This is a genomic window from Cytobacillus firmus (assembly GCF_023612095.1).
Taxonomy (GTDB): Bacteria; Bacillota; Bacilli; order Bacillales; family Cytobacillaceae; genus Cytobacillus.
The window spans coordinates 998,930-1,022,831 of the sequence record NZ_CP086235.1 but is presented as its reverse complement, the minus strand read 5'-3'; the positions used below and the strand labels follow the sequence as shown (position 1 = coordinate 1,022,831).

Genomic DNA, 23,902 nt, shown 5'->3' with positions numbered 1-23,902 from the left:
ACTTTTATATAACAATGTGTGATACGGCGATATAAAGTCATACAACTTTATTTTGTGCATCGGCCACAATTAATATCTCTCAATTTTCCATTTAAACACTGTATGCAAAACATTTCAAGAATCACCTTGCAATGATATCGTTTTCATGTTAAATTAAATATTTTCTGATACTTCCTTATATTTATTCATTTAAAAAGAAGCCGGCAAATACACAGCTTCTTTTTCGTTTATCCTTATTTACTTTCTTTAAACCAGACATCAATTTTCTTGAGGATTTTTTCTGCTTCTGCTGTTTTGGACAAGCTTGGCAAGTTGACCAGGAGCGCCTGCTTAGGGGGAGTGACTCCTTCCCCTTTCTTCTGAAGGATGAATATGCTTTTTGCCGCTTTTTCATTTTTGAACATAGTGAGCGGCAGCTGTATCAATCCTTGAATGTAGGCATTTTCCTTGATGAACTCATGAAGCTTAGGAGCCTGATCACTTTCGAACATTCCATTTGGAATGATAAAAAATAAATAGCCTCCAGATCTCACATGGTTCATGCTCTGCTCAATAAATAAGTGATGAGAATAGGAATGCCCCTCATCCGCTTTTAGCTTATACTCGGCCGAACGGATATCATTCGGATAATACCCGACAGGCAGATCACTTACTACGGCATCAGCGGATTCGATAAACAGCGGTTCGAGACTATCCTGGTTGAAGAATTGAATGGCGTGCTCCTGTAAATTGGCATTTATATAAGCAAGCTTGATCAATAAGTCATCAATCTCAATCCCAGTTGCCTCAATTACTTTACCGCTTTGGTGATTCATAACAGTGGTCAATAAATTTCCTGTTCCTACAGCAGGATCAAGCAGGCGGCAGCTTTTATCCTTAATGAACTTTTCCACAAGATACCCCATCAGCATTCCTACTGCATCAGGAGTCATCTGATGATTGGGCTGCACATTTTCCTTCATGCCTTTTAATATTGCAAGCTGAAAGGACTTTCTGATTTCTTCTTTTGTGCAGCTGCTTAAGTCAATGGATTCATAACTCTTCCTGAGCCTTTTAACTGTTAATTCACTGAGCTCATCCTGAAGAATACTTTCATGAAATAAATTCTCTCCTGTTTCAGCAAGAGCTTCTAAGTATGTACAATGCAGTTCTTCCTGCATAATTACAGCCGTTTCGTTTAAAATCGTAAATAAATCCTCAACCGGAGTTATTTTCACAGCATATTCCTCCCGTCCTTATTCTTTTTCCTATTTTAACGGGCTTTTGGTTCATTCACAAGTTTCGTGCTGAGGAATAAAAAAATTAAAGCTCCGGAACGAATCCGGAGCTTCCAATTTTCTATATTATTTCGCTTGTTTAGCTGCTTCCACTGCTGCTTCATAGTTTGGATGATCTGTTGCTTCACTGACATATTCCGCATATGTTACAGTGTCATTCGAATCGACAACAAAAACGGCACGGGCCAATAGGCGAAGTTCCTGGATGCCTACCCCATAAGCTTCTCCGAAAGACAGGTCGCGGTGATCAGAAACAGTTTGAACATTTTCAATGCCTGCTGCTGCACACCAGCGCTTTTGAGCAAACGGAAGATCTACGCTTACAGTAAGAATTTTTACATTATCAAGCTTGGAAGCTTCTTCATTAAAACGGCGTGTCTGTGCATCACAGACGCCCGTGTCGATAGAAGGCACTACACTTATAAGACGTACTTGCCCTTTTGAATCAGCAAGTGTAACTTCAGAAAGGTCATTTGCCAGCACCTTGAATTCAGGAGCTTTATCCCCTGCTTTAACTTCATTGCCCAGTAATGTTACAGGATTTCCTTTGAACGTAATAGATGCCATTTAAATCGTCCTCCTTAATCACTTATGTACAGTGTAAATCATATCTTTTCAGAATCTTTTTTGCAATTATTAAGGATGCATTCCAAGAAAAAAGTTAACTCTCCATAGGACAGTTAACTTCCTTCTCCTCTTAGATATCCAGATCCTGCTTATGTCCGTTGTACTCATCACTGTTTTCCTGCTGGTTCTGGCCTTGCTGGCTGCCGGAGCCACCGTCTTTCTTATTAAACATCTGCTGAATTTTATCGACTGCCTGCGGGGCAAGGTCAAGAATTTTCTCATACAAATGAGTGCTTTCATCAAGATGGACCATTTTTACCCCGTGAGAATTGACAATCAAAAAGGCGATTGGAGTGATGGAGACACCGCCTCCGCTCCCCCCGCCAAACGGGTGGCCCTTTTCCTCGCCTGATTGTCCATCAAGCATAAATTCGCTTCCTCCTGCTGCAAAGCCAAAGCCAACCTTTGAAACAGTTAAAATTACACTGCCATCAGGGGTTTCTACTGGATCCCCTATTATTGTGTTAACATCAATCATTTCTTTCAGGTTTTCCATGGCAGTTGTCATAAGCCCTTGAATAGGATGGTCAGACATTCATTGCTCCTCCTCTTTTAGACAGTTTTAGTACCATCATCAGATAAGGCAGAAAGCGGCTTTGTCCTGAAATCCGGCCGTCCGCCCTTCCAATATTTGATCAGTTTAATTCCTGCTAACATAGCATGCCCGAGACGAAAATGAATCATACATGAAATGGCTGTTTGTGAGACGGAAAATTGGAAATGGGGAGTGACGCTGATGCTGGGATGCGTTTTCAGTTTCATATAATGACTTATTAATCCAATAATGCTCCCTTTTATCGCCCAGAGAGCCCCGGTGATCATCCCCGTATGGGCCGCATCCCCAAGGCCAGCAAAAGTATGCCATTCAAGATTCCGGATTGTCACACGCTTGAGAAACTTACGTATTATTTTGTGGAGAGACACGATATGATTTATCATTGCTTTTGTATCATGCAAGCTATTAATAAGATCACCTGCGGAGTATTGCTTTGTATCTTTTTCAGGAGCATTTTCCTGTGGTCCTGCCGCCGTCTTTTCCTTAACAACGATAGTTGGCGAATTATCGTCTACTTTTATTAGAGGAACTTCTATTTTGTACCTGATCAGCCCGAACCAGGCTTTCAATTGGATTTTCAAATGATCATTATCGTTTCCATGGTAAAAATGAAAATATATCTTTAGTTTTGTTATCATAACTAGAATTAAAAGAAGTATGAGGGCAATTACGGCAATCAGGAGCCACTTCACTTTTTTCACACCCTTTCAGCTTTGTATTATGCCCAACTCAACAAAAATAAACCTGCCACCAGACGGTGACAGGCTTCTATTTCTCCATTAAATGACTTGTTCATTTTGCCCTTCGTGAACAACAGAGGTATCTGCAAAAAGATCATGCAGCCCCTGTTTCTTAGGCAGGAAGGCTACAATGACATAGCCGATAAAAATGCTCACTGATATAAAACGGCCGATCCATTCACGGAACAGAATTGTGCCCCATGTCAGCTTTTCCCCTTTAAGATCTACTACTTTTAAACTAAATACCATTTTCCCGAGCGTCTGGCCAAAAAACTTTGTCATCAGCACAAAATAGGCGTAAAACGTAATGGCAGTTGCTATGGAAATCGGAGCAAACAAACTGCTTTCATGCAAAGGAATATCCAATGCTCTAAAAATTGGATTGATCAATATCCGGTCTACACTGCCAACCACAACCAAATCTAAAAGATAAGCCCAAAATCTCATCCAAAAACCAGCAAATCTGAGTGGTGATAAAGCTTTTTGAATGGGGAGGGTTTCTGCTTGTGTGACCGTTTCCTTACCAGACGGAGCTGCTTCATCAATGGGTGACTCAATCTCGCCTTCATCCTTACTTAAATCAGGACGAGGAAGCTCTCTTTCATTAGGATCATTTGAAGTCATCTTTTCTCCCCCTCCCTATTCAGCATAAAGATACATTAAACGCGGTGAGTTTGGCTGTGATAACAACTTCATCACGCCTGCCATTTCCAGGTCATCACCCATGATTTTTCGCGCTCCCATGCTGAACATGGAGCCGAACCCGAAATTCTCAGTATATTTTACAACCTGGGCACCATTTAATTTATGGTCTTTCTTCAACTGTTCAATGACATCATCGTCATAGCCAAAACCGTCAATCAGATTCAGTTCCTTCGCCTGACGCCCGTCATAAATGCGGCCGTCCGCAATTTCCTTCACTTGTGCCTCGGTTAATCCCCGGCCTTCCGAAATAACTTTAACAAATCCCTGATAGGAATTATTAATCATGGATTGAAGGATCTTTCTTTCCTCATCCGTCATCTCCCTGGTAGGGCTCATGATATCTTTATATGGACCGCTCTTAATCGTAACAAACTCCACACCATATTTTTCAGCAAGCCCCGCATAATTATAGCCCTGCATAATAACACCCAGCGAACCGGTCAATGTTTCGGGACTGGCAAAAATCTTGTCAGCAGGAGCGGATATATAATAGCCCCCTGAGGCAGCCATTGATCCCATCGATATGTATACCGGCTTCTTTGTTTCTTTTTGGATTTCAGTAATCTTATCATGTATTTCGGCGCTTTCCACTACCCCTCCGCCTGGGGAATTAACCTTTATGACAATCGCCTTTACTGTACTGTCTTCTTTTACATAATCAAGATTATCCATGAATGCTTTGTGATTATAACCCGGACTTGCAAACAAAGAAGCTGCATCACCCGTATCCTGGATCACTCCATTCACGTCCAGCACAGCAATCTTTTTCTGTGCATTGCCCTCTTCAATGACTTCTTCCAAAAATGCTTCATTGCCTCCTGCAAATAGTTCATTTACCGAGCTTTCAATATCTGTAAATGCAAATGCAGTCACAAAATTCAGCACAACGGAAAATACAAACAATCCTGCTGCTATTCCCAGTGCAGCCCAACGTTTTCCATTCATTAAGAAATCCTCCTTTTAAAATGCCCTCTTCTAACATAATCAGCCGCCTTGTTAGACTGATTATGATTCCCAGAAAACCTGTTTGTCACATATTCTTCATACGTATAAAACTTTAAAAATGTTTCAAAAAAAGGTAAACTGAATTCAACAACCATAATCATAGCAAAATTTGAATTATTTGGGAAAGACTTTCTTACTGCTTGGAGGAATGAATATGCCTGAAAGACGCAATATATACTTCTATCACAAAAAAGATGAAGAAACGATGGGAAAAGTAGCTCCTCTTTACAGCCTGGCTGAGGAGCATGCCTTTACGATTGTCAATGACTTCAAAAAAGCCAATATCATTGTAAGCATAGGGGGAGACGGTACGTTTTTGCAGGCTGTCCGGAAAACCGGCTATAGAGATGACTGTCTGTATGCCGGAATTTCGACGACCGGAAGCCTTAGCCTGTACTGTGATTTCCATCTTGATGATACAGACAAGATGGTGGAGGCAATGACAAACGAACAAGTAGAGGTAAGGCGCTATCCAACTATTGATGTTACAGTTGATGACCAGACATCCTTTCAGTGCTTAAATGAATTCAGCATCCGCTCTGCCATAATTAAAACATTTGTAATCGATGTCTTTATCGATGATTTACATTTTGAAACGTTCCGCGGGGACGGAATGATTGTTGCCACTCCAACAGGAAGCACAGCTTATAATAAGTCAGTAAACGGAGCAGTTGTTGACCCGCTGCTGCCATGCATGCAGGTGAGCGAACTAGCTTCACTGAATAACAACCGCTATCGTACACTTGGATCCTCCTTTATTCTGAGCGGAGACCGGCAGCTGACCCTCAAAGTGGTTCAAGATGGCAATGACCATCCTACAATGGGAATGGACAATGAAGCCCTAAGCATTCAGCATGTCGAAAAAATTGATATAAAACTGAGCAGCAAAATCATCAAAACCGTAAAACTGAAGGACAATTCCTTCTGGGAAAAAGTAAAGAGGACATTTTTATAAAAAAAGAGTTTCGCATGTCTGTGCGAAACTCTTTTTTCTATATCCCAACACCTTTTCCGCGCTTTAATTTTGTTTCCCGATGGGCAAAAAGCTTTGTCTTCGAAACAGAGTAAATCGTTAAAGCCAGCCAGATAAACATAAAGGAAAGCATGTGAAGTTTTGTAAACTGCTCATGATAAACGAAAATCCCCAGAATCAGGGTAATTGTCGGTGCAATATACTGAAGGAAGCCAAGCATAGACATCGGTATCTTCTGAGCTCCTTTGGCAAAGTACAATAGCGGCACCGCTGTGGCTGCACCTGCCCCGATAAGAAGCAAATCGGTGCTTAGCGAAACATGCAGAAAAGCCTGCTTATCATTCATAAAAAGCATAACCATATAAATAAATGCGATCGGAGTCACTACTAATGTTTCCAGCGTTAAGCCAACAGCCGAATCCACTTTTATAAGCTTTTTGGCCAGCCCGTAAAGGCCAAAGGATAAAGCGAGAACAATGGCTATCCAGGGGAACCGCCCATAGCTGAAAGTCAAAATCATCACTCCCGCAAACGCAATCCCAAAAGATACATACTGCGCTGGTGACAGCTTCTCTTTAAAAACCAGCATGCCCAGAATTACACTTACGAGCGGATTAATATAATAGCCGAGACTGGCCTCAATCATCTGATCGGTATTGACCGCCCAAATATATAAAAACCAGTTTGTGCTGATCAGAATGGAGGCAATCACAAGGGCGAAAAGCTGCTTCTTATTAGTTTTAAACCCTTTAAGTGTTGCAGCAAAGGCATTCCACTTTTTTGAGACCAGCAAAATAATCAGCATAAAGAAGAATGACCAAAAAATCCTGTTAGCCAAAATTTCATCTGCCTGCACGTGGTCCACTAACTTCCAATATACGGGCAAAATGCCCCATAAAAAGTAAGCAAACCCTGCATATAAAGCTCCCAATTGTACTTCATTATTTTTCATTTCATTTCCCCAGTTCTTTCTAGTATCGAAATATTTATATTATAAGTCTGCCAGAAAAATGTTTGCAATCATTTTTTCCTGCCAAAAAGTGAATGCCAGGCACCCATGCGATAGGCACCTGACATTTTCGTTTATCTCTCGTATACTATTTTTCCATCAATAACGGTTTTGTTTACGGTAACAGACGCAATTTGCCCTATTGGCATTTTAAAAATATCTTCATTTAAAATAGTGAAATCCGCCAGATACCCTTCTTTTATGACACCTCTGTCATTTTCATGGGAAGCAGCATATGCACTGCCTTTAGTGAATAAGCATACTGCTTCATACACAGATAATGCCTCACTTGGATAATAGACTGTGTTATGCGGGTCATCTATGTTTGTTCTTGTAACAGCTGCATGAATACCAAGGAAGGGATTGGCCGGCTCAATCGGTGCGTCAGATCCTCCTGCACAATTTACTCCTTCTTTCAGCAGTGTTTTCCATGCGTAGCAATACTCCATATTTTCTTCACCAATACGGTCGATCACCCAAGGAAAGTCGGAGGCAGTAAATCTCGGCTGGATATCAAGAATTAAAGGCAGCTTTTTAGCCCTTTCAATAAGCTCCTTGCGCAATATTTGAGCATGAATCAGTCTGTCTCGCCCCAGACCTTCTAACGGATGTTTTTCAATGGAATTTAATGCCATTTCAAATGCCAAATCTCCAATCGTATGGATGGCAACCGGCATTTCATGATTGCGGGCTTTCTCCACTAAGGCATCAAGCTGCTTCTGTGAGAAAATAGCAACTCCTGAAGTGGATGGATCATCTGCATAAGGATGGCTTAACAAAGCCGTCCTCCCCCCAAAGCTCCATCGGCAAATATCTTCATAGCACCAAACTCTATATGTTTACTTCCCGCTAAAAATCCTCCGCCTGATTCCTTCATTTCATCAGCAACTTCATGATGAACCAGCAGATGTGCCCGGAAAGAAAGACCCTCCTCCTCAATTACCTGCCTGAAGGCCTGATAGGTCTGGGTGAACCCTCCATAATAATTAAGGTCCTCCGTATGCCCTCCTGTCAATCCAAGCTTATAGGCGTCATTAATGGCAGCGTGAAGCGCCTTCCTTAAATAGCCTTCTGAGACAGCAGGCATCACCTTGTACAATAGCTCTTGGGCCTGATCCTTCAAAAGTCCATTTAGTTTTCCAAGTTCATCTTTCTCAATTACTCCTCCTGGAGGACATTCAGTATCTTCAGTAATATTTGCTTTAGATAATCCAAGAGAATTGACTGCAAGAGCATGTCTGCACACACGTTTCAGGATGACAGGGTGATTGGGGACATATTGGTCCAGCTCAGAAGCATATATTGGCTCCGGCTGGTCCCATAAATTCTCATTCCAGCCTTCCCCAATGACCCATTCTCCCTCATCTATTGTCTCTGAAAATTGCTTAACAGCAAGAAGAACTTCCTGCTTTGACGTGTGCTCAGACAAATCGAGTCTTATCAGCCTTTCGCCATGCCCGATGAGGTGCATATGGCTATCCACAAATCCCGGAAGCATGGTGCTCCCCTCCAGATCAATCTCCTTTTGAATCTCTTCTTTATACTTATCCCTTAAATCTCCCAAGGCGCCAATTTCAATAATTTGGCTGCCTACTGTAAAAACGGCCTCTATCTGATGGCCTTCCTGCTGAAGGGTATATATCGGCCCCCCGTGCCATAGCGTTCCCATATAATCTTTTCTCCTTTAATAAGTAAAAGTTCACATTTACCATAGTATAACAAAAATACAGGCGGAAATCCGCCTGTATTTTTCAAAGCATTCAGTTTTGAGCTGAAGCAGTTTCCGCTTCTTTTTTCCGCAATTCCACACGCATTATTTTTCCTGACGTCGTTTTTGGCAGCTCAGATAAAAATTCAATTTTCCGAGGATATTTATAAGGAGCTGTCAGGTCTTTTACATGCTCCTGGAGCTCTGAAACAAGGTTAGGGTTATTCTGATCGACACCCTCCCTTAAAACAACAAATGCTTTAACGATCGATCCGCGCACTTCATCAGGACTTCCTACAACTGCACATTCGGCTACATATGGGTGCTTTACGAGTGCGTCTTCCACCTCGAATGGTCCAATCGTATAGCCAGAGCTGATAATAATATCATCACCGCGGCCTTCAAACCAGAAATAGCCATCTTCATCCTTCTTTGCCTTATCTCCGGTAATATAGTAATCACCCCGGAATTGCATAGCAGTTCTTTCCGGGTCTTTATAATAATTTTTAAAGAGTGCAGGAGTTTCTACATGGACAGCAATATCTCCTGTCTCACCTACAGCACATACTTCACCGTGTTCATTTACTATTTCGACTCTGTTGCCTGGAGTCGGTTTTCCCATTGAGCCTGCTTTTAGCTCCATATCCTTTGTAATGCCGACAAGCAGGGTATTTTCAGTCTGTCCATACCCATCACGGACATTTACGTTAAAATGCTTTTTAAATGTATCAATCACTTCCCGGTTTAGCGGTTCACCCGCCGAAACAGCACTATGAAGGGCCGGAAGCTTGTATTCATGAATATTGTCAGCCTTTGCCATCAGCCTGTATTCAGTCGGCGTGCAGCAAAGGACATTAACCTGATTATCCTCTAATAGCTGCAAATATTTTTTCGGTTCAAACTTTCCATTGTAGACAACTCCCGTGGCACCAGAACCCAGAACGGAAAGGAACGGGCTCCAAATCCACTTTTGCCAGCCGGGACCTGCCGTTGCCCATACTGTATCACCTTCGTTAATGCATAACCAGTTAGGTGCTGCTGTTTTTAGGTGAGCAAATGCCCAGCCATGTGTATGTACGACGCCTTTAGGATTTCCTGTTGTTCCTGATGTATAGGAAAGGAATGCCATGTCATCCCTGGAGGTATCAGCCAATGATAGTTCCGGTGAAGCCTCTTTCATTTCCTCGTCCAGACCAATCCATCCATCTGCGTTCCCGCCTATCACAAATTTCGGCAGGGCTTCTGCTTCCTTAATACCTTTAAATTGGTCAACATAAGGATAATAACTTACGATCGCTTTAACATCACCATGATTAATGCGGTATTGCAGATCTTTCGAACGAAGCATTTCAGAACTTGGTATAACAACAATTCCCGCTTTTAGTGATGCAATGTAAACCTGATACGCTTCTATCAGTCTTGGAACAATGATAAGAATAACATCCCCTTTATTCAAACCATTTTCTAAGAAAACGTTTCCAATTCTGTTCGCATTGTGAATCAGGTCACTGTATGTAATCTCTTTTTTTCTCCATGCTCGTTTTCCCACTTAATTGCAAGTTTGTCCTTATCCCCGGCAAACCGCTCCATTTCTGATACGAGGTTGTACTTTTCCGGTGCGATTAAGTCTTCGCGTTTCATCAAATCTCCCCCTGACCATTTCATTTGCTGCTGCAAGAACTTGGATGCTTGTTCTATAGAATTATTATACTAAATTATTATAAAATTTAAAATTATTTATTATTTAAAAAGTTTTTTGCACATAAATAAGGAGCAGGAATGATTCCTGCTCCTTGTAGCCATATTATTTAATTATCTTTGGAAACCGCCTAATTGCTGTTCAGCCATTTGAACTAAACGCTTAGTGATTTCTCCACCTACAGAACCGTTAGCGCGAGAAGTAGTTTCAGCACCAAGGTTTACACCGAATTCAGTAGCGATTTCGTACTTCATTTGGTCAAGAGCTTGTTGTACTCCAGGAACTAGAAGCTGGTTTGAGCTGTTGTTGTTTGCCATGTGATTTTCACCTCCTTGTGAGTATAGAATGTGTAGAATCACATGGCCATATACACAAATTAATTGGTAATTGTTGTATTATTTTTCAGCCTGTATTTATCTCAAAATAATTCCCCAAAAGAGTCTTCATTGCGCGATTTGGGTTTGATAACCAGCTTTTCGGTGCCTTCGACTGCTTTTGCGATTAGAGGTTCGAAATCAACAAAGCTTTCAAAGCGGCGGACTTTGTCTCGTTTTGGTTTTGTTTTGGGTGATGATGGAACGAAAACGGTACAGCAATCTTCAAAAGGCCTGATCGATATATCGTGCGTATCGATGGTTTGGGCAATGTCGATGATATCCGTTTTATCCATTGTGATCAGCGGCCGCAGAATAGGTGTTGTCGTGACATCGTTAATGGCAAACATGCTTTCAAGCGTCTGGCTTGCTACCTGTCCAAGGCTTTCCCCGGTGATAATGGCCAGGCCATCGTTTTTATCACGGATTTCATCAGTGATCCGGAGCATTAATCGTCTTGTTGTTGTCATCGTATAATTAGCCGGAACCTGCTGATGGATCAGCTGCTGGATTTCTGTAAATGGGACAATATGGAGAACAACGGATCCAGCAATATTCGCAAGTTTTTCTGTTAAATCAATTACTTTTTGCTTTGCACGCTCACTCGTGAAAGGCGGGCTGTGAAAATGGACAGCTTCAATTTCCAATCCTCTCTTCATGGATAAGTAACCTGCTACCGGGCTGTCAATTCCTCCGGAAAGCATAAGCATGGCTTTACCGCTCGAGCCTGCAGGAAGTCCGCCGGCTCCCTCAATGGTTTCGCATGATAAGTAAGCCGCTTCTTCGCGAACTTCAATCTGCAGATTGATATCCGGTTTTTTTACATTCACTTGTAGATTCGGCACATTTTTCAACAGGTGTCCGCCAAATTCATGATTAAGATCGTCAGTATTTAAAGGGAAGCTTTTATCGGCTCTCTTAGCCGTAATCTTGAAAGTCTTTCCTTCTTCAAAATGTTTTAAAAATAACGCCAATGCTGCAGCTTTCATTTCTTCGATATCTTTATTGACTTTCACAGCAGGACTGAAGGACTGAATGCCAAAAATCCCTTTAAGGCGATCAGTAACATCTCTGCCATCTGCACCATTCAAAACAACGTACATTCGGTCTCTTGTTGATTCTATCTTGATGCCGGAAAATTCATTCAGCACATTGTAAATGCTTCTTCTTAGTTTATCGACAAACATATTGCGGTTTCTGCCTTTTGTGGAGATTTCTCCATATCGTATAAGTATACGGTCATAATTTATCATGATTTCATAACCTTTCTTAGCCTATTAACGGTCTCTTTAACCGCCTGTATAAAAATTTCTGCCTCTTCCTTCGTATTATCATAAGACAAACTGACCCGGACTGCACTTTTTGCATCCTTTTCAGGGATTCCCATAGCCATCAGGGTACTGCTGGCAGCAGATTTCTTCGAAGAGCAGGCACTTGTAGTGGAAATAAAAATTCCGCGCTCTTCTAAAGCGTGGACAAATACCTCCGCTTTGAATCCTTTTATGGAGAAATTGACGATGTGGGGAGCAGAATTATTTTCAGGGGTATGAACTGTAATCCCCTCAATTCTTCCCGCCTCCTCCATAAGATAGGTTTTGATGGATTTAAGCCGGCTTAAGTGCTTATCCTTATTATTCATCGTAAGCCTTAGTGCCTTTGCCATTGCTACAATGCCAGCTATGTTTTCCGTGCCGCTTCTCATTTTCCATTCCTGATTGCCCCCGGAGAGCAACGGCGAAAGACGAAGTCCATCACGAATGAACAAAACCCCATTCCCCTTCAAACCGTGAAATTTATGAGCCGAAATCGTACACAGATCCACCTGGGCCTGATAAAGGTCTAGGGGCACCTTGCCGATTCCCTGAACATTGTCTACATGAAATATGACCCGCGCATGCTTTTTCAGCATCTCTCCTATTTCATTAATTGGCTGAATGGAACCAATTTCATTATTTACGTGCATAACAGAGACTAAAACAGTTTCAGGTGTAATTTCCTTTTCAATGTCTTCAGCATGGACAATACCCATACTATCCGGTTCAATTACGGTTATTCGATAGCCCAATTCCTTCAGCTGATCAGCAGTTTCCCTTACAGAAGCATGCTCCAGCCCGGTGGTGATAATATGGGTCCCTCTTTTTCTATGCATTAATGCAGTTCCTTTTATAGCAAGATTATTGCTCTCTGTCCCTCCGGATGTGAAAAACACTTCATTGCTCTTAACATTCAGCAATTGGGAAATTTGCTCACGCGCCTGCATGAGGAGCCTTTCTGCCTTACCTCCAAATTCGTGTAGGGAAGAGGGATTCCCAAAGTATTCTGAAGAAACCTTCATAAAAGAATCAAGCGCTTCTTTATATGGTTTAGTTGTTGCACTGTTATCTAAATAAATCACGGTCTTCTCCTTTCCGTTCCGATAACCCTTTAGCCAACTTTAAATCTTATCATAACCAATGAAGAATGGAAATTGTAATTGAAGCATTAGATTCAAATATTCAAATCTATACAATTTAAATTAATCAAGGTTGAGCAGTTTAACCCAATGAATGGATTAAATCTTACGTGGAGAGGCTGATATTATTGTAATTTGAGCAAAGCACATTTCGAATTTACTATTACAAATTACTAAATATTAAGACTTCGTATTTTTTCGACATTTTTTTTAGTTCTTATGCTAATATGAAAATGTTCTAAACATTATGATATAGAACTCTTTCAGGAGGATATATATGGAGAATAAAACACTGTCAACCAAACAAATTCTCGCCGTCGGACTCATGTTATTTGCTCTATTCTTTGGGGCAGGAAATATGATTTTCCCTCCCTTCCTGGGACAAGCTGCCGGCACAAGTGTATGGACTGCTATTATTGGATTTTTAATTACAGGGGTTGGATTGCCGCTTCTAGGTATTATTGCCATTGCCAGAAATGGGGATCTGCAAACAATTGCAAGCCGCGTACACCCTTTATACGGAATGATTTTTACTATTATTATGTACTTAGCCATTGGACCATTTTTTGGAATCCCGCGTACCGGGACAGTTGCTTATGAAATTGGGGTTACTCCGTTCTTATCTGAAACCGCTTCCAATAGTCCTTTTTCGTTATTGGTTTATACCATTGCCTTTTTTGGCATCACAGCCTGGCTTTCTCTCAATCCATCGAAATTAGTGGATAGAATCGGCAATATTTTTACACCTGCCTTGCTCATTATCCTTGCTGTTCTGGTTATAAAAAGCATCATTACTCCTATGGGCGAATTGCAGGCGCCAGTGGGGGCATATGCAGAGGGGCCGTTCTTTAAAGGCTTCATTGAAGGCTACCTGACAATGGATACAATTGCAGCACTGGTATTCGGAATTATCGTTATCAGCTCCATACAGGGCATGGGTGTAACAAATAAACATTCCCTTATGAAAATTTGCATTACTGCCGGACTGATAGCAGCTGCCGGTCTAGCGGCAGTATATTTATCTCTTGCATACATCGGTGCAACAAGTACAGATGCTATAGGTGAATTCGATAATGGCGGCGCTATCCTATCTGCTGCTTCTCATTATCTATTTGGAGCTGCGGGAGCAGTTATCCTTGGGCTGGCCATAACGGTAGCGTGCCTGACAACCTCAATCGGACTCGTTTCCGCTTGTGCGCAGTACTTTCATAAATTGCTTCCAAAAATATCCTATAAAACCATTGTAATCATTCTTTCACTGTTCAGTATGGTGGTTGCAAACATTGGTTTAACTCAGTTGATTCAACTTTCATTGCCAATTTTGATCATCATTTATCCTCTGGCCATCGTGCTGATACTTCTATCGTTTATGCACAATGCCTTTAATGGCTACTCAGTGGTATATATTGGGGCATTAATACCAACAGGATTAATTAGTTTTGTGGATGGCTTGAAAACAGCTGGAATGGACGTATCCTATATTACAGACTCACTTCAATTCCTCCCATTCTTTGCTGAGGGTATCGGCTGGATTGTGCCTGCCATTGCCGGAGCTGTTATAGGCTACTTTCTGGCAATTGCTGTTGGGGAGCCGAAAAAAACAATTGCTGGCAACGAATAATTAAGAAGCTCCATGCGCCCGCTTATCGGTGCATGGAGCCGGATAGATTCCTTTAAAAAAACAGATCCATAATCGGATCTGTTTTTTATTGTTCAGTTATTAATTCTTCAATTCTCTTGATCGCACCCGGCTCGACTTCTTCAATTGAAGAGGCAGCCTGCTCCAATGCTTTTTTATATTCATAGCTTCTGAATGAGACCTCTGCTTCCCTTAATCCATTATCAATAGATGGATAACTGCTTCTGTATCGGTTGCCATATTGGATGACCTTCTCAGCTAGAAGAATCGTCTCAATCATATCACTGACAGAATCAGCAGCCTTATCAACAGTCAGCACCGCAACTTCAAGATATTGCTGGACCGAAGGAATGTTCAATGGTTTTTCATCGAGCTTAGCCAGTACATTATCTATGCTTTCTTTCGCATCCTGTATCAAATATTTATATTCCTGAGAAACTCCAGGCACGTTATTTTTGGATATAAGCCTTATTGTTTCTGCCACTTTCTTGCTTAATTCTTTTACTTTTTCCCTTGCAGACATTTCGTCTTTTCGTAAGGCCTGAAGCTTTTCGGCAAAAGCTGTCTGCTCATCTGAAATCTCCTCAATGTGTTCCTTGACTTCCGCCAGTTCTTCTCTCAGAAGTGTATGGGGAGTATTTTGGCTGTTAATCTTATGCTCCAGCACTTCGAATTTTTTGAACAGCTGGTTTATTTTTTTCTCCAGGTGGATTTGAATTTCAAGATCCTTTTCCGGAACATGATAGCTATTCCGGACAGCCGCTATCTCTGTCTTTAGCTTATTGTTCATATCACGGTTATTATAAAGCATGGTTCTTGTTGCTTCATCCTGCTGGCTTAAGTAATGTCTGGCATGTACTTCCTTTTCGAGCAGATCGTACAGATGTTCCATATTATCTTTGATCTCTTCGACTCCTGTTTGAACTTCTTCGATTTGTGCCTGATCAATGGAGCCTGCGTATACATTTACTTGTTCTTCAAGCCTCTCAATTTCTTTATCTATCTGCAGGTGATCAAGCAGATATCCCTGCTCCAGCATTTCCTTGTATCCGTCTCTTAACTCTTCCAGTTCGGAAGGGATCTTGGATTGACAGTCAACCATCAAACTTGGTATAGCTTCCATTTTGGCTTGAGAATCCTCAATCAGAGCTTTAATTACAAGAAGGGTTTCACGAGCTTCAAGGTAATTGCCCTTTTCAGTTTTGTCATCGAACTCTTCAAATTTGGAGAATGCTTCATCCAGCTGTTCTTCAAGAATTTTCTCAGATTTGCCGAATGTATGGCGGTGTGCAAGGAGAGACTTTTTGCATTGGCGGTACATATCTTTCAATTCTTCAATTTCCGCTCTATTTTTCTCTTCACTGCCTACCAGTTCATTCAATTCAGCAAGCAGGTTTTTGATGTTTTCTTCTATCTCGGTTAATCTTTTTTCTATTCTCTGCTGAATTTCCTGGGAATTCTTAAAACGGTATTTATCTATGCTCTCTTCAGCATCAAATAACAATTCTTCCACATCCGGAAGCTGCGATGTAACTATTTCATCCCATTCATTTCTCCAGCGTTCAAATAATTCCTCTGTCTGCCCCGTCATATTCAGCTTTTTCACTCTAGACATTTCATCTAGAACAGGGCGGTCCGTTATGTCCATTTTCCAAGTTTCCAGCCTGTCAATTTCTTTGTAATGTTTTTTCTTTAAAAAATATCCGGTGAGATATAGGCATAAAAGAATGACTATAGCTCCAATTATGTATTCCATTTTAAAGCCCCCTGTTCTGTTCCCGAGCCAGTATGTATATGTAAAGTTTATATTTAATAGTGTGAGGCGTTTCTTTATTTCACATGTTATTTTCAATGCTTTTATGATACCATGTAAACGACATTTTTTGACTATTTATTTCATTTTTTTATGAATTTCTTCATTTATATCTGATGTAAAATGCTATTTTCGAAAAATAACTAAAACAACTATAATTTTTTTAATGTTTCTCTCATGGCTCTACTCGTATAAATTGTTGTTATTGCCTTTCTATGTTGTCCGTTGATTTCCGCTCCAGGCTGCTCGCTTTCCGCGGGGCGGGCGGTGAGCCTCCTCAACGCTCCGCGTCTGCGGGGTCTCACCTGTCCCGCTACTCCCGCAGGAGTCTCGCACCTTCCGCTGCAATCAACTCAGTAATTAATATACAATATTCAACTGAAAACCGCCTTTTTAATTGAACTATATGAACTGTTCAAATACAAACAATTCGCTTTTTATAAATGATTTCCTTCTTTATTTAGGAGATATATAAAAAAGAGACTTGAGTACTGCATCCATTAAACCATTGCAGAAAGGAAAATCTTTAAATGCTAAAAGACGGCCATATCCACACACCCTTTTGCCCGCACGGGACAAAGGATTCATTGGAAGATTATGTTGAAAAAGCAATAAGTCTTGGTTTTAAGGAGATTTCTTTTACTGAACATGCTCCGCTCCCTGATGGCTTTGAGGACCCGGCACCTGCCCGGGACAGTGCGATGCGCAAGGAGAATCTTGAAAAATATTTTACTGATATTTCAAGAGTAAAAGCAGATTATCAAGGAAAAATCAGGATTAATGCGGGGCTTGAAGTGGATTACATTGAAGGTTTTGAACGGGAGGTCAAAGAATTCCTCGATAAAAATGGAAAATACATGGATGATTCTATTTTATCTGTACATTTTCTAAAACATGGCAGCCGCTACGAATGCGTGGACTACAGCCCGGATGTTTTTGCAAAGATGATTGAAGAATATGGTTATATTGAAGCAGTTTATATGAATTATTTCCGCACCCTGCTCCTATCTATAAAAGCAGATTTAGGATCGTTTAAACCAAAAAGGATTGGGCATATCACCCTGGTGAAAAAATTTCAAAAAAAATATCCCGCTGATCGGGAATTTAGAGAGGAAATAAACCAAATACTTGATGAGGTTTATACTCATGGCTATGAACTCGACTATAATGGAGCCGGTTTCGCCAAGCCTTTATGCAAGGAATCCTATCCTCCGGACTGGGCTGCAGAAGCAGCGGCCCAAAAAGGCATTACACTGGTATATGGATCCGATTCTCATCAGGCAAAGGACATGGGTCAGGGCCTCGATAGAATGAAACACCTTTAAATTCTCAGAGTACGGCAGCATAAGGTTTTCTGGCATGATTGCACAGGACTCCATCAACCCAATTGAAGATCTCTTTCGTATATTTGTCCGCGAAATATTTTTCATGAGGAAATACATGCAGAACTTCAGACATATAATGTGTGTTCAGAAATGGCATGGACAGGAGTCCTTTCAGCTGGATAATCATATAATTGGCTGAGTGGTTACGGAACTCTTTTGTTTTCATGCCCCTTTCGAGCACCTTGCCAAAATAAAACTTTTCCTTTGCTAAATAAGTGGACATGATTTCCCTTACCACCTGTGAATCTATTGAAATTTCCCTGAGTATCAATCTTGTTAAATGGCTATGCTCAAATTGATAAACCATGATGTTTTGCGCCATTTTTTTCAGGCTCAGAGCCGCCCCCTGCTCAAGAAATGAAAACCCCTTCTCTATCTCCTGGATATACCCTTCGAAAAAAGCCGTAAAGCAATATTCAAGCAGCCCGTGTTTGTTATCGAAATAATATGCGATATTTGCTGTATTCGTCTGAGCTTTGCCTGCAATATCACGGATGGAAGTCCCAGAAAAACCCTTCGTATTAAATAAGGAGATAGCGGCAGACACAATTGCCTCTTTTGAATTTTTCTTCAAAGTTCCCGCCTCACTTTCTTTTGTAAAGTTTCTGTCCCAACACACGGGTTCATAAACGGATTTGTTGTGATAATTAAACATTCTTGCTAAAATCGTCTTATCCTTTATAAAGTTCTCGACAATGTCCTTCTAATTTCCTGTTCATCTGCCAGGAAATTCATTTATCTTTGAGAAAGCAAGGTGATTTGTGATGTTTAGTGTCGAATCATACAAGGGAACCCGTGAAGAAAATTATCAATTATTGATTAAACAGCTCTCTGCTCTTCTTGAAGGAGAAACGAACAGCATTGCCAATTTAAGCAACGCATCAGCACTTCTTAATCAATTTCTGGAACGTACAAACTGGGTAGGATTTTATCTGATGGAAGAAGGCGAGCTTGTTCTCGGGCCATTTCAGGGTCTGCCTGCTTGTGTAAGAATCCCCCTTGGCAAGGGTGTGTGCGGAACAGCCGCGAAGCAAATGGAAACTGTCCGTGTTGAAGATGTCCATCAATTCCCTGGCCATATCGCCTGTGACGCTGCTTCACAATCCGAAATTGTTATTCCGATTATCAAAGATGGGATGCTTCTCGGTGTGCTGGATATTGATTCCCCGGAAAAGAACCGGTTTGATGAACTTGACCAAAAATACCTGGAACAATACTCAGAGGTACTTGTATCCTTCCTGTAAAAGATTTCAAAAAAGAGATGGCCATTTAATAACGGCCATCTCTTTTAAATCAGACTTCTTCAAGTGCCTGGGACAGATCATCCCTGATATCTTCCCATGATTCGAGGCCGACTGAAAGCCTCAGCAATGTATCTTCAATGCCCATTTTCTCACGGAATTCTTTTGGGACTACTGCATGCGTCATAGTTGCAGGATGCTGAATTAATGTCTCTGCATCTCCAAGGCTCACGGCAATTTTTATTAGATTCAGCCTGTTCATAAATTCCTGTGCAGTCTCTCTATCACCCTTAAGAGTAAAGGAAATCATCCCGCCCGGCTTTCTCATTTGTTTTTGTGCTATTTCAAAATCTGCATTACTGCTGTCTCCAGGAAAATAAACTTTTTCCACTTTTGGATGTGCCAATAAGTATGATGCCAGCTGTTCGGCATTGTCACAGTGCCTGTCAAGTCTGACTGCAAGTGTTTTCAATCCGCGGAGCAGCAGCCAGGCATCAAAAGGTGAAATAATGCCCCCAATATCTTTTTGTGTAGTCATCCTTACTTCATCTATAGATTGTCTGTTTCCAATAACAAGACCTGCAATTACATCCCCATGGCCCCCGATGTATTTTGTCGCACTATGAATGACAATATCGCATCCCAGCTCAATCGGATTCTGTAAATATGGAGAACAGAAAGTATTATCAACCACAACTGGAATCCCTTTCTCCCTCCCTACTTCTGCAACCATCTTCAAATCCACCAATTTCATTGTTGGATTTATCGGAGTTTCAACATATATACAGACAGTCTCAGGCTTTATTTGATCAAGTAGCTGCTGCTTTGTTTCCATAGCCGAATAATCATGACTGATTTTATATTTTTCATCCATCATCTCCAAGAGTCCAAATGTACAGCCATACACTCCCTGAGAGCATAAGATGTGATCACCTGTTTTGGTTAAAGCAAGAAGAACAGCTGAAACCGCAGCCATACCAGATCCAAAAGCCAGGGCGGCTTCTCCCTTTTCAAGAGCAGCCATTCTTTCTTCCAGCATCTTTACCGTTGGATTGCCCAGTCGTGAATAGATATAGCCTTCTTCTTCACCGGCAAAACGCTTTTCCCCTGCTGTGCTGTCTCAAAAGTAAAAGTCGACGTCTGAAAAATAGGCGGTGCCAGGCTTCCCTTATAGCTTTCTGCATCGTATCCTTCATGGATGACCTGCGTCTCGAAGTTAAACCGATGTTTTCTATCCATTATAACTCTCCCCTTCACTGAAAACGCTTACATATTAAACTATAATAAGCTACTCTTTCAGCATATGATAATAGCATATTTTTTGAAAGTATTTTGTTTTGTAAAAATTCTTAATAAGGACTGCCTCTTTATAAGGCAGTCCCCTAAATAAATGAATCTGCTGCAGACTCAAGTATCATTTTATTTTTCCCTGTATTCTTGGCAGTGTATAAAGCCCTGTCAGCCCGCTTAAAAAGAGCAGCATAGGAATCCTTTTTCCCCTGCTCCAATGCGACACACCACACGAAATGGTTACTTTGGGATCTGTAATCTGGCATACCTTTCTGACAAGACGTTCAGCAATAAGCGCACCAGCTGACAATGAAACACCGGGCAGGTAAAGAGCCAGCTCCTCACCGCCCCATCTTGCTCCTATATCAGTGCCGCGGATATTGCTGTTTATTAAATTAGCGACTTGAATAATGATTTCATCGCCTACCTGATGTCCGTATGTATCATTTACCAATTTAAAATCATCTATATCAACCAGCATAAAGGTTCCTTCATGATCTTCATTCATGGACTGGTGAATGCGATCATCCAGATAGCTTCGGGAATAAAGCTTTGTTAAGTGATCCGTTACAACCATCTTTTCAAGCTCTTCTCTCAGCATTGAATTGGTAAAAGCAAGCGTAGAATGATGAATCAGTGATTGCAGCAGCTTGAATGTTTCAAATGAAAAATGATAAGGAGAACTGTGCATGACAAGCGCAAATCCCTTTAATACTCCAGACTGGGTCATCGGAACCGCCATAATGGATTTAAAGCAGCCTGCCTCATCCTCGGACTGTAAAGAAAAATCTCCAATAAAAAGAGACTCTTTCTCCCTAAGGATCTTTTTCTTCATATATTGAATATAGCTTTCTGACTCTCTGGTCTGAAAAAATGCAGTGCTGCCCTGAATGACATTCACATCAGAACCATCAGAAGATACCAGGATGAAACCGGCTTCTTCAGCATCAAAGGACTGCAGAATCTGGTCTGCCATAAAGTTCATCGTTTCTGTAAGGCGCAAATTCGAGTTCAGGCGGTGGGATGTTTCATTAATTAATTGAAGATCCGCTATAAGCCGCTTGGATTGCTGGTAAAGCTGTGCATTCTCCAGGGCACTGCCTGCAGTATTGGCCAGAAGCGTTATAAACTCAATTTCATTTTTAGGGAATATGATAGTATTAGGTGCTATAACCTGAAGTACGCCATAAACCCCCTGTTTCCCTTTTAAGGGAGCATACAGGATAGAGCGAACTTCCTGCAGGGAATCTTCAAATTGAACAGCCCCCGTGACATAAGCCTGCATGGCCGCAATATTTTCGCTGTCATATTCAAGATCTCTAATAGGCAGATCACCATGATTATTATTATCCTGGGACAGCAGAAGATAATAGGTAAAAGTGGGGTACATTTCCTGGAGAGTATAGATAATTTCCCCCAGCACCATATCCATATCCATTGAAGAATGGAATTTCTCAGTAACCCGGTACAGCTGTTTGTAGCGTTTCTCTTCAGAAGCAATTTTGGCCATACCCTGAGCTTTATCAAGAAATTGCCCGCATTCTTCGCTAAGTTCCTGAAAAACTTTTTCTGGATAAGTGTGAAAACAGCCTGATGCCCCTTTTAGAATCATGCAGCCCAGAAGCTGGTTTCCTTTTACAAGAGGAATCATGATTTGTTCTTCCATAATCTCCGCGCCTAACCTCTGGAACTCTCTGTTTGTTTTAGCCCACTTTTTTAAATCACCTGAAAAAACACGTGAATCTAAAGCATCCGGATTTGTGGAAGCTTCTGCAAAAAACTCCTGCTTCCATTCATTAAAAACGCAGAGGGTTACTTCATCCGCTTCGGAAAGGGCTTGAATGGCAGAAAGCATTTCATTCAGTAATTTTTCATAATGAAAGAAACCGTTTTCCGTATCGATAATATCAAAGAATCGGCTTTTTAAATTAAGTATGATTTGACGTTCAAGTGTTTCCATCTTCTTATCACCCATCAAATGTCTCAGATCATGAATCTTTTAACCAATAAGGTATATTATAACGGACCAAAATTAACAATCCCGGTAAAGATGTGGCTATTTCGTTTCAATTCCGGTTTTCAGCAGGAAAATTTTTCTTTATTATATCACAGTTTCAAAGAGACTCCTGCCAGTTTTCTAATTTACTGTGAAATATGATCAAGCTTTGCCTTATAATAAATACATGCTTTAATCCAAAAGAAGTAAAAAAATAAAGATCACCTTGACTTTTACCCTCTGAAAATTATATAATACTCCTTGTGTAAAATATTGCAGCCTATGTGAGCACCTTGATGTACTCATTTTGTTCCTCAACCAGCTTCAGTTGCCTTTGGCGACTTACATGTTTCTGGGGATGGGGTACTGTGTAACCCTCTGCTGCTAGGGCGAAGGTACATGAAAACAAAATGAACATGATTGTTGTGCGCATCTGTTTCTGTTTTTATTTTACCCAAATAAAAACACAAAAGGAGGAGTCTTAAATGGCTCGTTATACTGGTCCAAGCTGGAAATTATCCCGTCGTCTTGGAATCTCTCTAAGCGGTACTGGAAAAGAATTAGAAAAGCGTCCTTACGCTCCTGGACAACATGGTCCAAACCAGCGTAAAAAAATCTCTGAATACGGATTACAATTGCAGGAGAAGCAAAAGCTTCGTCATATGTACGGAGTTAATGAGCGTCAATTCCGCAACTTATTCGATAAAGCCGGCAAAATGCCTGGTAAGCACGGTGAAAACTTCATGATTCTTCTTGAATCACGCCTTGACAACGTTGTTTACCGTTTAGGTCTTGCACGCACTCGCCGTCAAGCTCGCCAGCTTGTTAACCACGGTCATATCATGGTTGATGGATCTCGTGTTGATATCCCATCATACCGCGTAGCACCTGGCCAAACAATTACACTTCGCGAAAAATCTCGCAGCCTTGACATCGTTAAAGAAGCAATCGAAGTTAACAACTTCGTACCTGACTTCGTATCTTTCGATGCAGACAAGCTAGAAGGAACTTTCACTCGTATGCCTGAGCGTTCTGAACTTCCAGCTGAAATCAACGAATCTCTAATCGTTGAATTCTACTCTCGTTAATAATATTAAACTGCCGATGCATTTCGGCAGTTTTTTTGTTATATCTGCTGGATTTGCTCCCGCTTCCCCCGCTCGGTCCATATTTTCACCAATCAACAGGCTCAGCTATCTTATTTCCATTTTTGATTCAATTATATATAAATAAAGCCCTCCGTCACAGGAGGGCTTTCACTTATTAGTATTGGCTCTTTTCTTATAAATTGTTGTTTTTCACTATTAATGTAGTCCGTTGATTTCCGCTGCAGGATGCTCGCTTTCCGCGGGGCAGGCGGTGAGCCTCCTCGACGCTGCGCGTCTGCGGGGTCTCACCTGTCCCGCTACTCCC

At 41.2% G+C, this 23,902-nt stretch carries 17 protein-coding genes and 4 pseudogenes; 5 read left to right on the top strand and 16 right to left on the bottom strand.

The window, feature by feature from the left end:
* Positions 1-233: 233 nt before the first annotated feature.
* The 6 genes from LLY41_RS05165 to sppA form a co-directional block, all read right to left on the bottom strand.
* Positions 234-1,217 carry a class I SAM-dependent methyltransferase gene (locus tag LLY41_RS05165; protein WP_095244874.1) on the bottom strand — a complete coding sequence of 328 codons (984 nt, stop codon included), beginning with the start codon at positions 1,215-1,217 and terminating at the stop codon, positions 234-236.
* A 126-nt stretch (positions 1,218-1,343) separates the two neighbouring features.
* A complete protein-coding gene (tpx, locus tag LLY41_RS05160) occupies positions 1,344-1,844 on the bottom strand; it encodes a thiol peroxidase (protein WP_095244873.1) in 501 nt (166 codons plus the stop codon).
* 130 nt (positions 1,845-1,974) lie between these two features.
* Entirely contained in the window at positions 1,975-2,439 is a 465-nt protein-coding gene (gene ytfJ, locus LLY41_RS05155; protein WP_095244872.1) for a GerW family sporulation protein, read from the bottom strand.
* Between the two features lie 17 nt (positions 2,440-2,456).
* A complete protein-coding gene (locus tag LLY41_RS05150) occupies positions 2,457-3,152 on the bottom strand; it encodes a DUF2953 domain-containing protein (protein ID WP_095244871.1) in 696 nt (231 codons plus the stop codon).
* 87 nt (positions 3,153-3,239) lie between these two features.
* Positions 3,240-3,824: an RDD family protein gene (locus tag LLY41_RS05145; RefSeq protein ID WP_304587093.1), complete on the bottom strand. Its 585-nt coding sequence runs from the start codon at positions 3,822-3,824 to the stop codon at positions 3,240-3,242.
* Positions 3,825-3,839: 15 nt separating this feature from the next.
* Positions 3,840-4,850: a signal peptide peptidase SppA gene (gene sppA, locus LLY41_RS05140; RefSeq protein ID WP_095244869.1), complete on the bottom strand. Its 1,011-nt coding sequence runs from the start codon at positions 4,848-4,850 to the stop codon at positions 3,840-3,842.
* 214 nt (positions 4,851-5,064) lie between these two features.
* Between sppA and LLY41_RS05135 the strand changes: the two genes are divergently transcribed.
* Entirely contained in the window at positions 5,065-5,865 is an 801-nt protein-coding gene (locus LLY41_RS05135; RefSeq protein ID WP_304587092.1) for an NAD kinase, read from the top strand.
* Between the two features lie 37 nt (positions 5,866-5,902).
* Here the strand turns inward: LLY41_RS05135 and rarD are convergent, their stop codons facing one another.
* The 6 genes and pseudogenes from rarD to LLY41_RS05105 all read right to left on the bottom strand — a co-directional run bounded on the left by rarD (position 5,903) and on the right by LLY41_RS05105 (position 13,068).
* On the bottom strand, positions 5,903-6,835 hold the full coding sequence (rarD, locus tag LLY41_RS05130; RefSeq protein ID WP_304587091.1) for an EamA family transporter RarD: 933 nt from the start codon (positions 6,833-6,835) through the stop codon (positions 5,903-5,905).
* Positions 6,836-6,966: 131 nt separating this feature from the next.
* Positions 6,967-8,561, bottom strand: a pseudogene (locus LLY41_RS05125) (amidohydrolase).
* Positions 8,562-8,652: 91 nt separating this feature from the next.
* Positions 8,653-10,241 (bottom strand): annotated as a pseudogene (mbcS, locus tag LLY41_RS05120) (acyl-CoA synthetase MbcS).
* A gap of 171 nt (positions 10,242-10,412) precedes the next feature.
* Positions 10,413-10,616 (bottom strand): alpha/beta-type small acid-soluble spore protein, encoded by a 204-nt coding sequence (locus LLY41_RS05115; protein WP_035330326.1) that lies wholly within the window; start codon positions 10,614-10,616, stop codon positions 10,413-10,415.
* A 101-nt stretch (positions 10,617-10,717) separates the two neighbouring features.
* On the bottom strand, positions 10,718-11,923 hold the full coding sequence (thiI, locus tag LLY41_RS05110) for a tRNA uracil 4-sulfurtransferase ThiI (protein ID WP_179289037.1): 1,206 nt from the start codon (positions 11,921-11,923) through the stop codon (positions 10,718-10,720).
* A complete protein-coding gene (locus tag LLY41_RS05105; RefSeq protein ID WP_304587090.1) occupies positions 11,923-13,068 on the bottom strand; it encodes a cysteine desulfurase family protein in 1,146 nt (381 codons plus the stop codon). Before LLY41_RS05105 ends, thiI begins: the two co-directional genes overlap by 1 nt.
* Positions 13,069-13,402: 334 nt before the next feature.
* On the opposite strand from LLY41_RS05105, the gene brnQ reads away from it, so the two are divergent.
* Complete coding sequence (brnQ, locus tag LLY41_RS05100) at positions 13,403-14,746, top strand: branched-chain amino acid transport system II carrier protein (RefSeq protein ID WP_095244862.1); 1,344 nt, start codon at positions 13,403-13,405, stop codon at positions 14,744-14,746.
* A gap of 85 nt (positions 14,747-14,831) precedes the next feature.
* On the opposite strand, the gene ezrA is transcribed toward brnQ, so the two are convergent.
* Positions 14,832-16,520, bottom strand: coding sequence for a septation ring formation regulator EzrA (ezrA, locus tag LLY41_RS05095; RefSeq protein WP_095244861.1), 1,689 nt, complete (start codon positions 16,518-16,520; stop codon positions 14,832-14,834).
* Between the two features lie 587 nt (positions 16,521-17,107).
* On the opposite strand from ezrA, the gene hisJ reads away from it, so the two are divergent.
* Positions 17,108-17,902 carry a histidinol-phosphatase HisJ gene (hisJ, locus tag LLY41_RS05090; RefSeq protein WP_304587089.1) on the top strand — a complete coding sequence of 265 codons (795 nt, stop codon included), beginning with the start codon at positions 17,108-17,110 and terminating at the stop codon, positions 17,900-17,902.
* A gap of 4 nt (positions 17,903-17,906) precedes the next feature.
* On the opposite strand, the gene refZ is transcribed toward hisJ, so the two are convergent.
* On the bottom strand, positions 17,907-18,536 hold the full coding sequence (gene refZ, locus LLY41_RS05085; protein WP_304587088.1) for a forespore capture DNA-binding protein RefZ: 630 nt from the start codon (positions 18,534-18,536) through the stop codon (positions 17,907-17,909).
* Positions 18,537-18,726: 190 nt separating this feature from the next.
* On the opposite strand from refZ, the gene LLY41_RS05080 reads away from it, so the two are divergent.
* Entirely contained in the window at positions 18,727-19,206 is a 480-nt protein-coding gene (locus tag LLY41_RS05080; RefSeq protein WP_304587087.1) for a GAF domain-containing protein, read from the top strand.
* A gap of 49 nt (positions 19,207-19,255) precedes the next feature.
* Here the strand turns inward: LLY41_RS05080 and megL are convergent.
* Together megL and LLY41_RS05070 are read right to left on the bottom strand one after the other, a co-directional pair.
* A pseudogene (gene megL / locus LLY41_RS05075) lies at positions 19,256-20,442 on the bottom strand (methionine gamma-lyase).
* 143 nt (positions 20,443-20,585) lie between these two features.
* A pseudogene (locus LLY41_RS05070) lies at positions 20,586-22,453 on the bottom strand (diguanylate cyclase domain-containing protein).
* A gap of 521 nt (positions 22,454-22,974) precedes the next feature.
* Between LLY41_RS05070 and rpsD the strand changes: the two are divergent.
* A complete protein-coding gene (rpsD, locus tag LLY41_RS05065) occupies positions 22,975-23,577 on the top strand; it encodes a 30S ribosomal protein S4 (RefSeq protein ID WP_035330337.1) in 603 nt (200 codons plus the stop codon).
* The last annotated feature ends 325 nt before the right edge of the window (positions 23,578-23,902 follow it).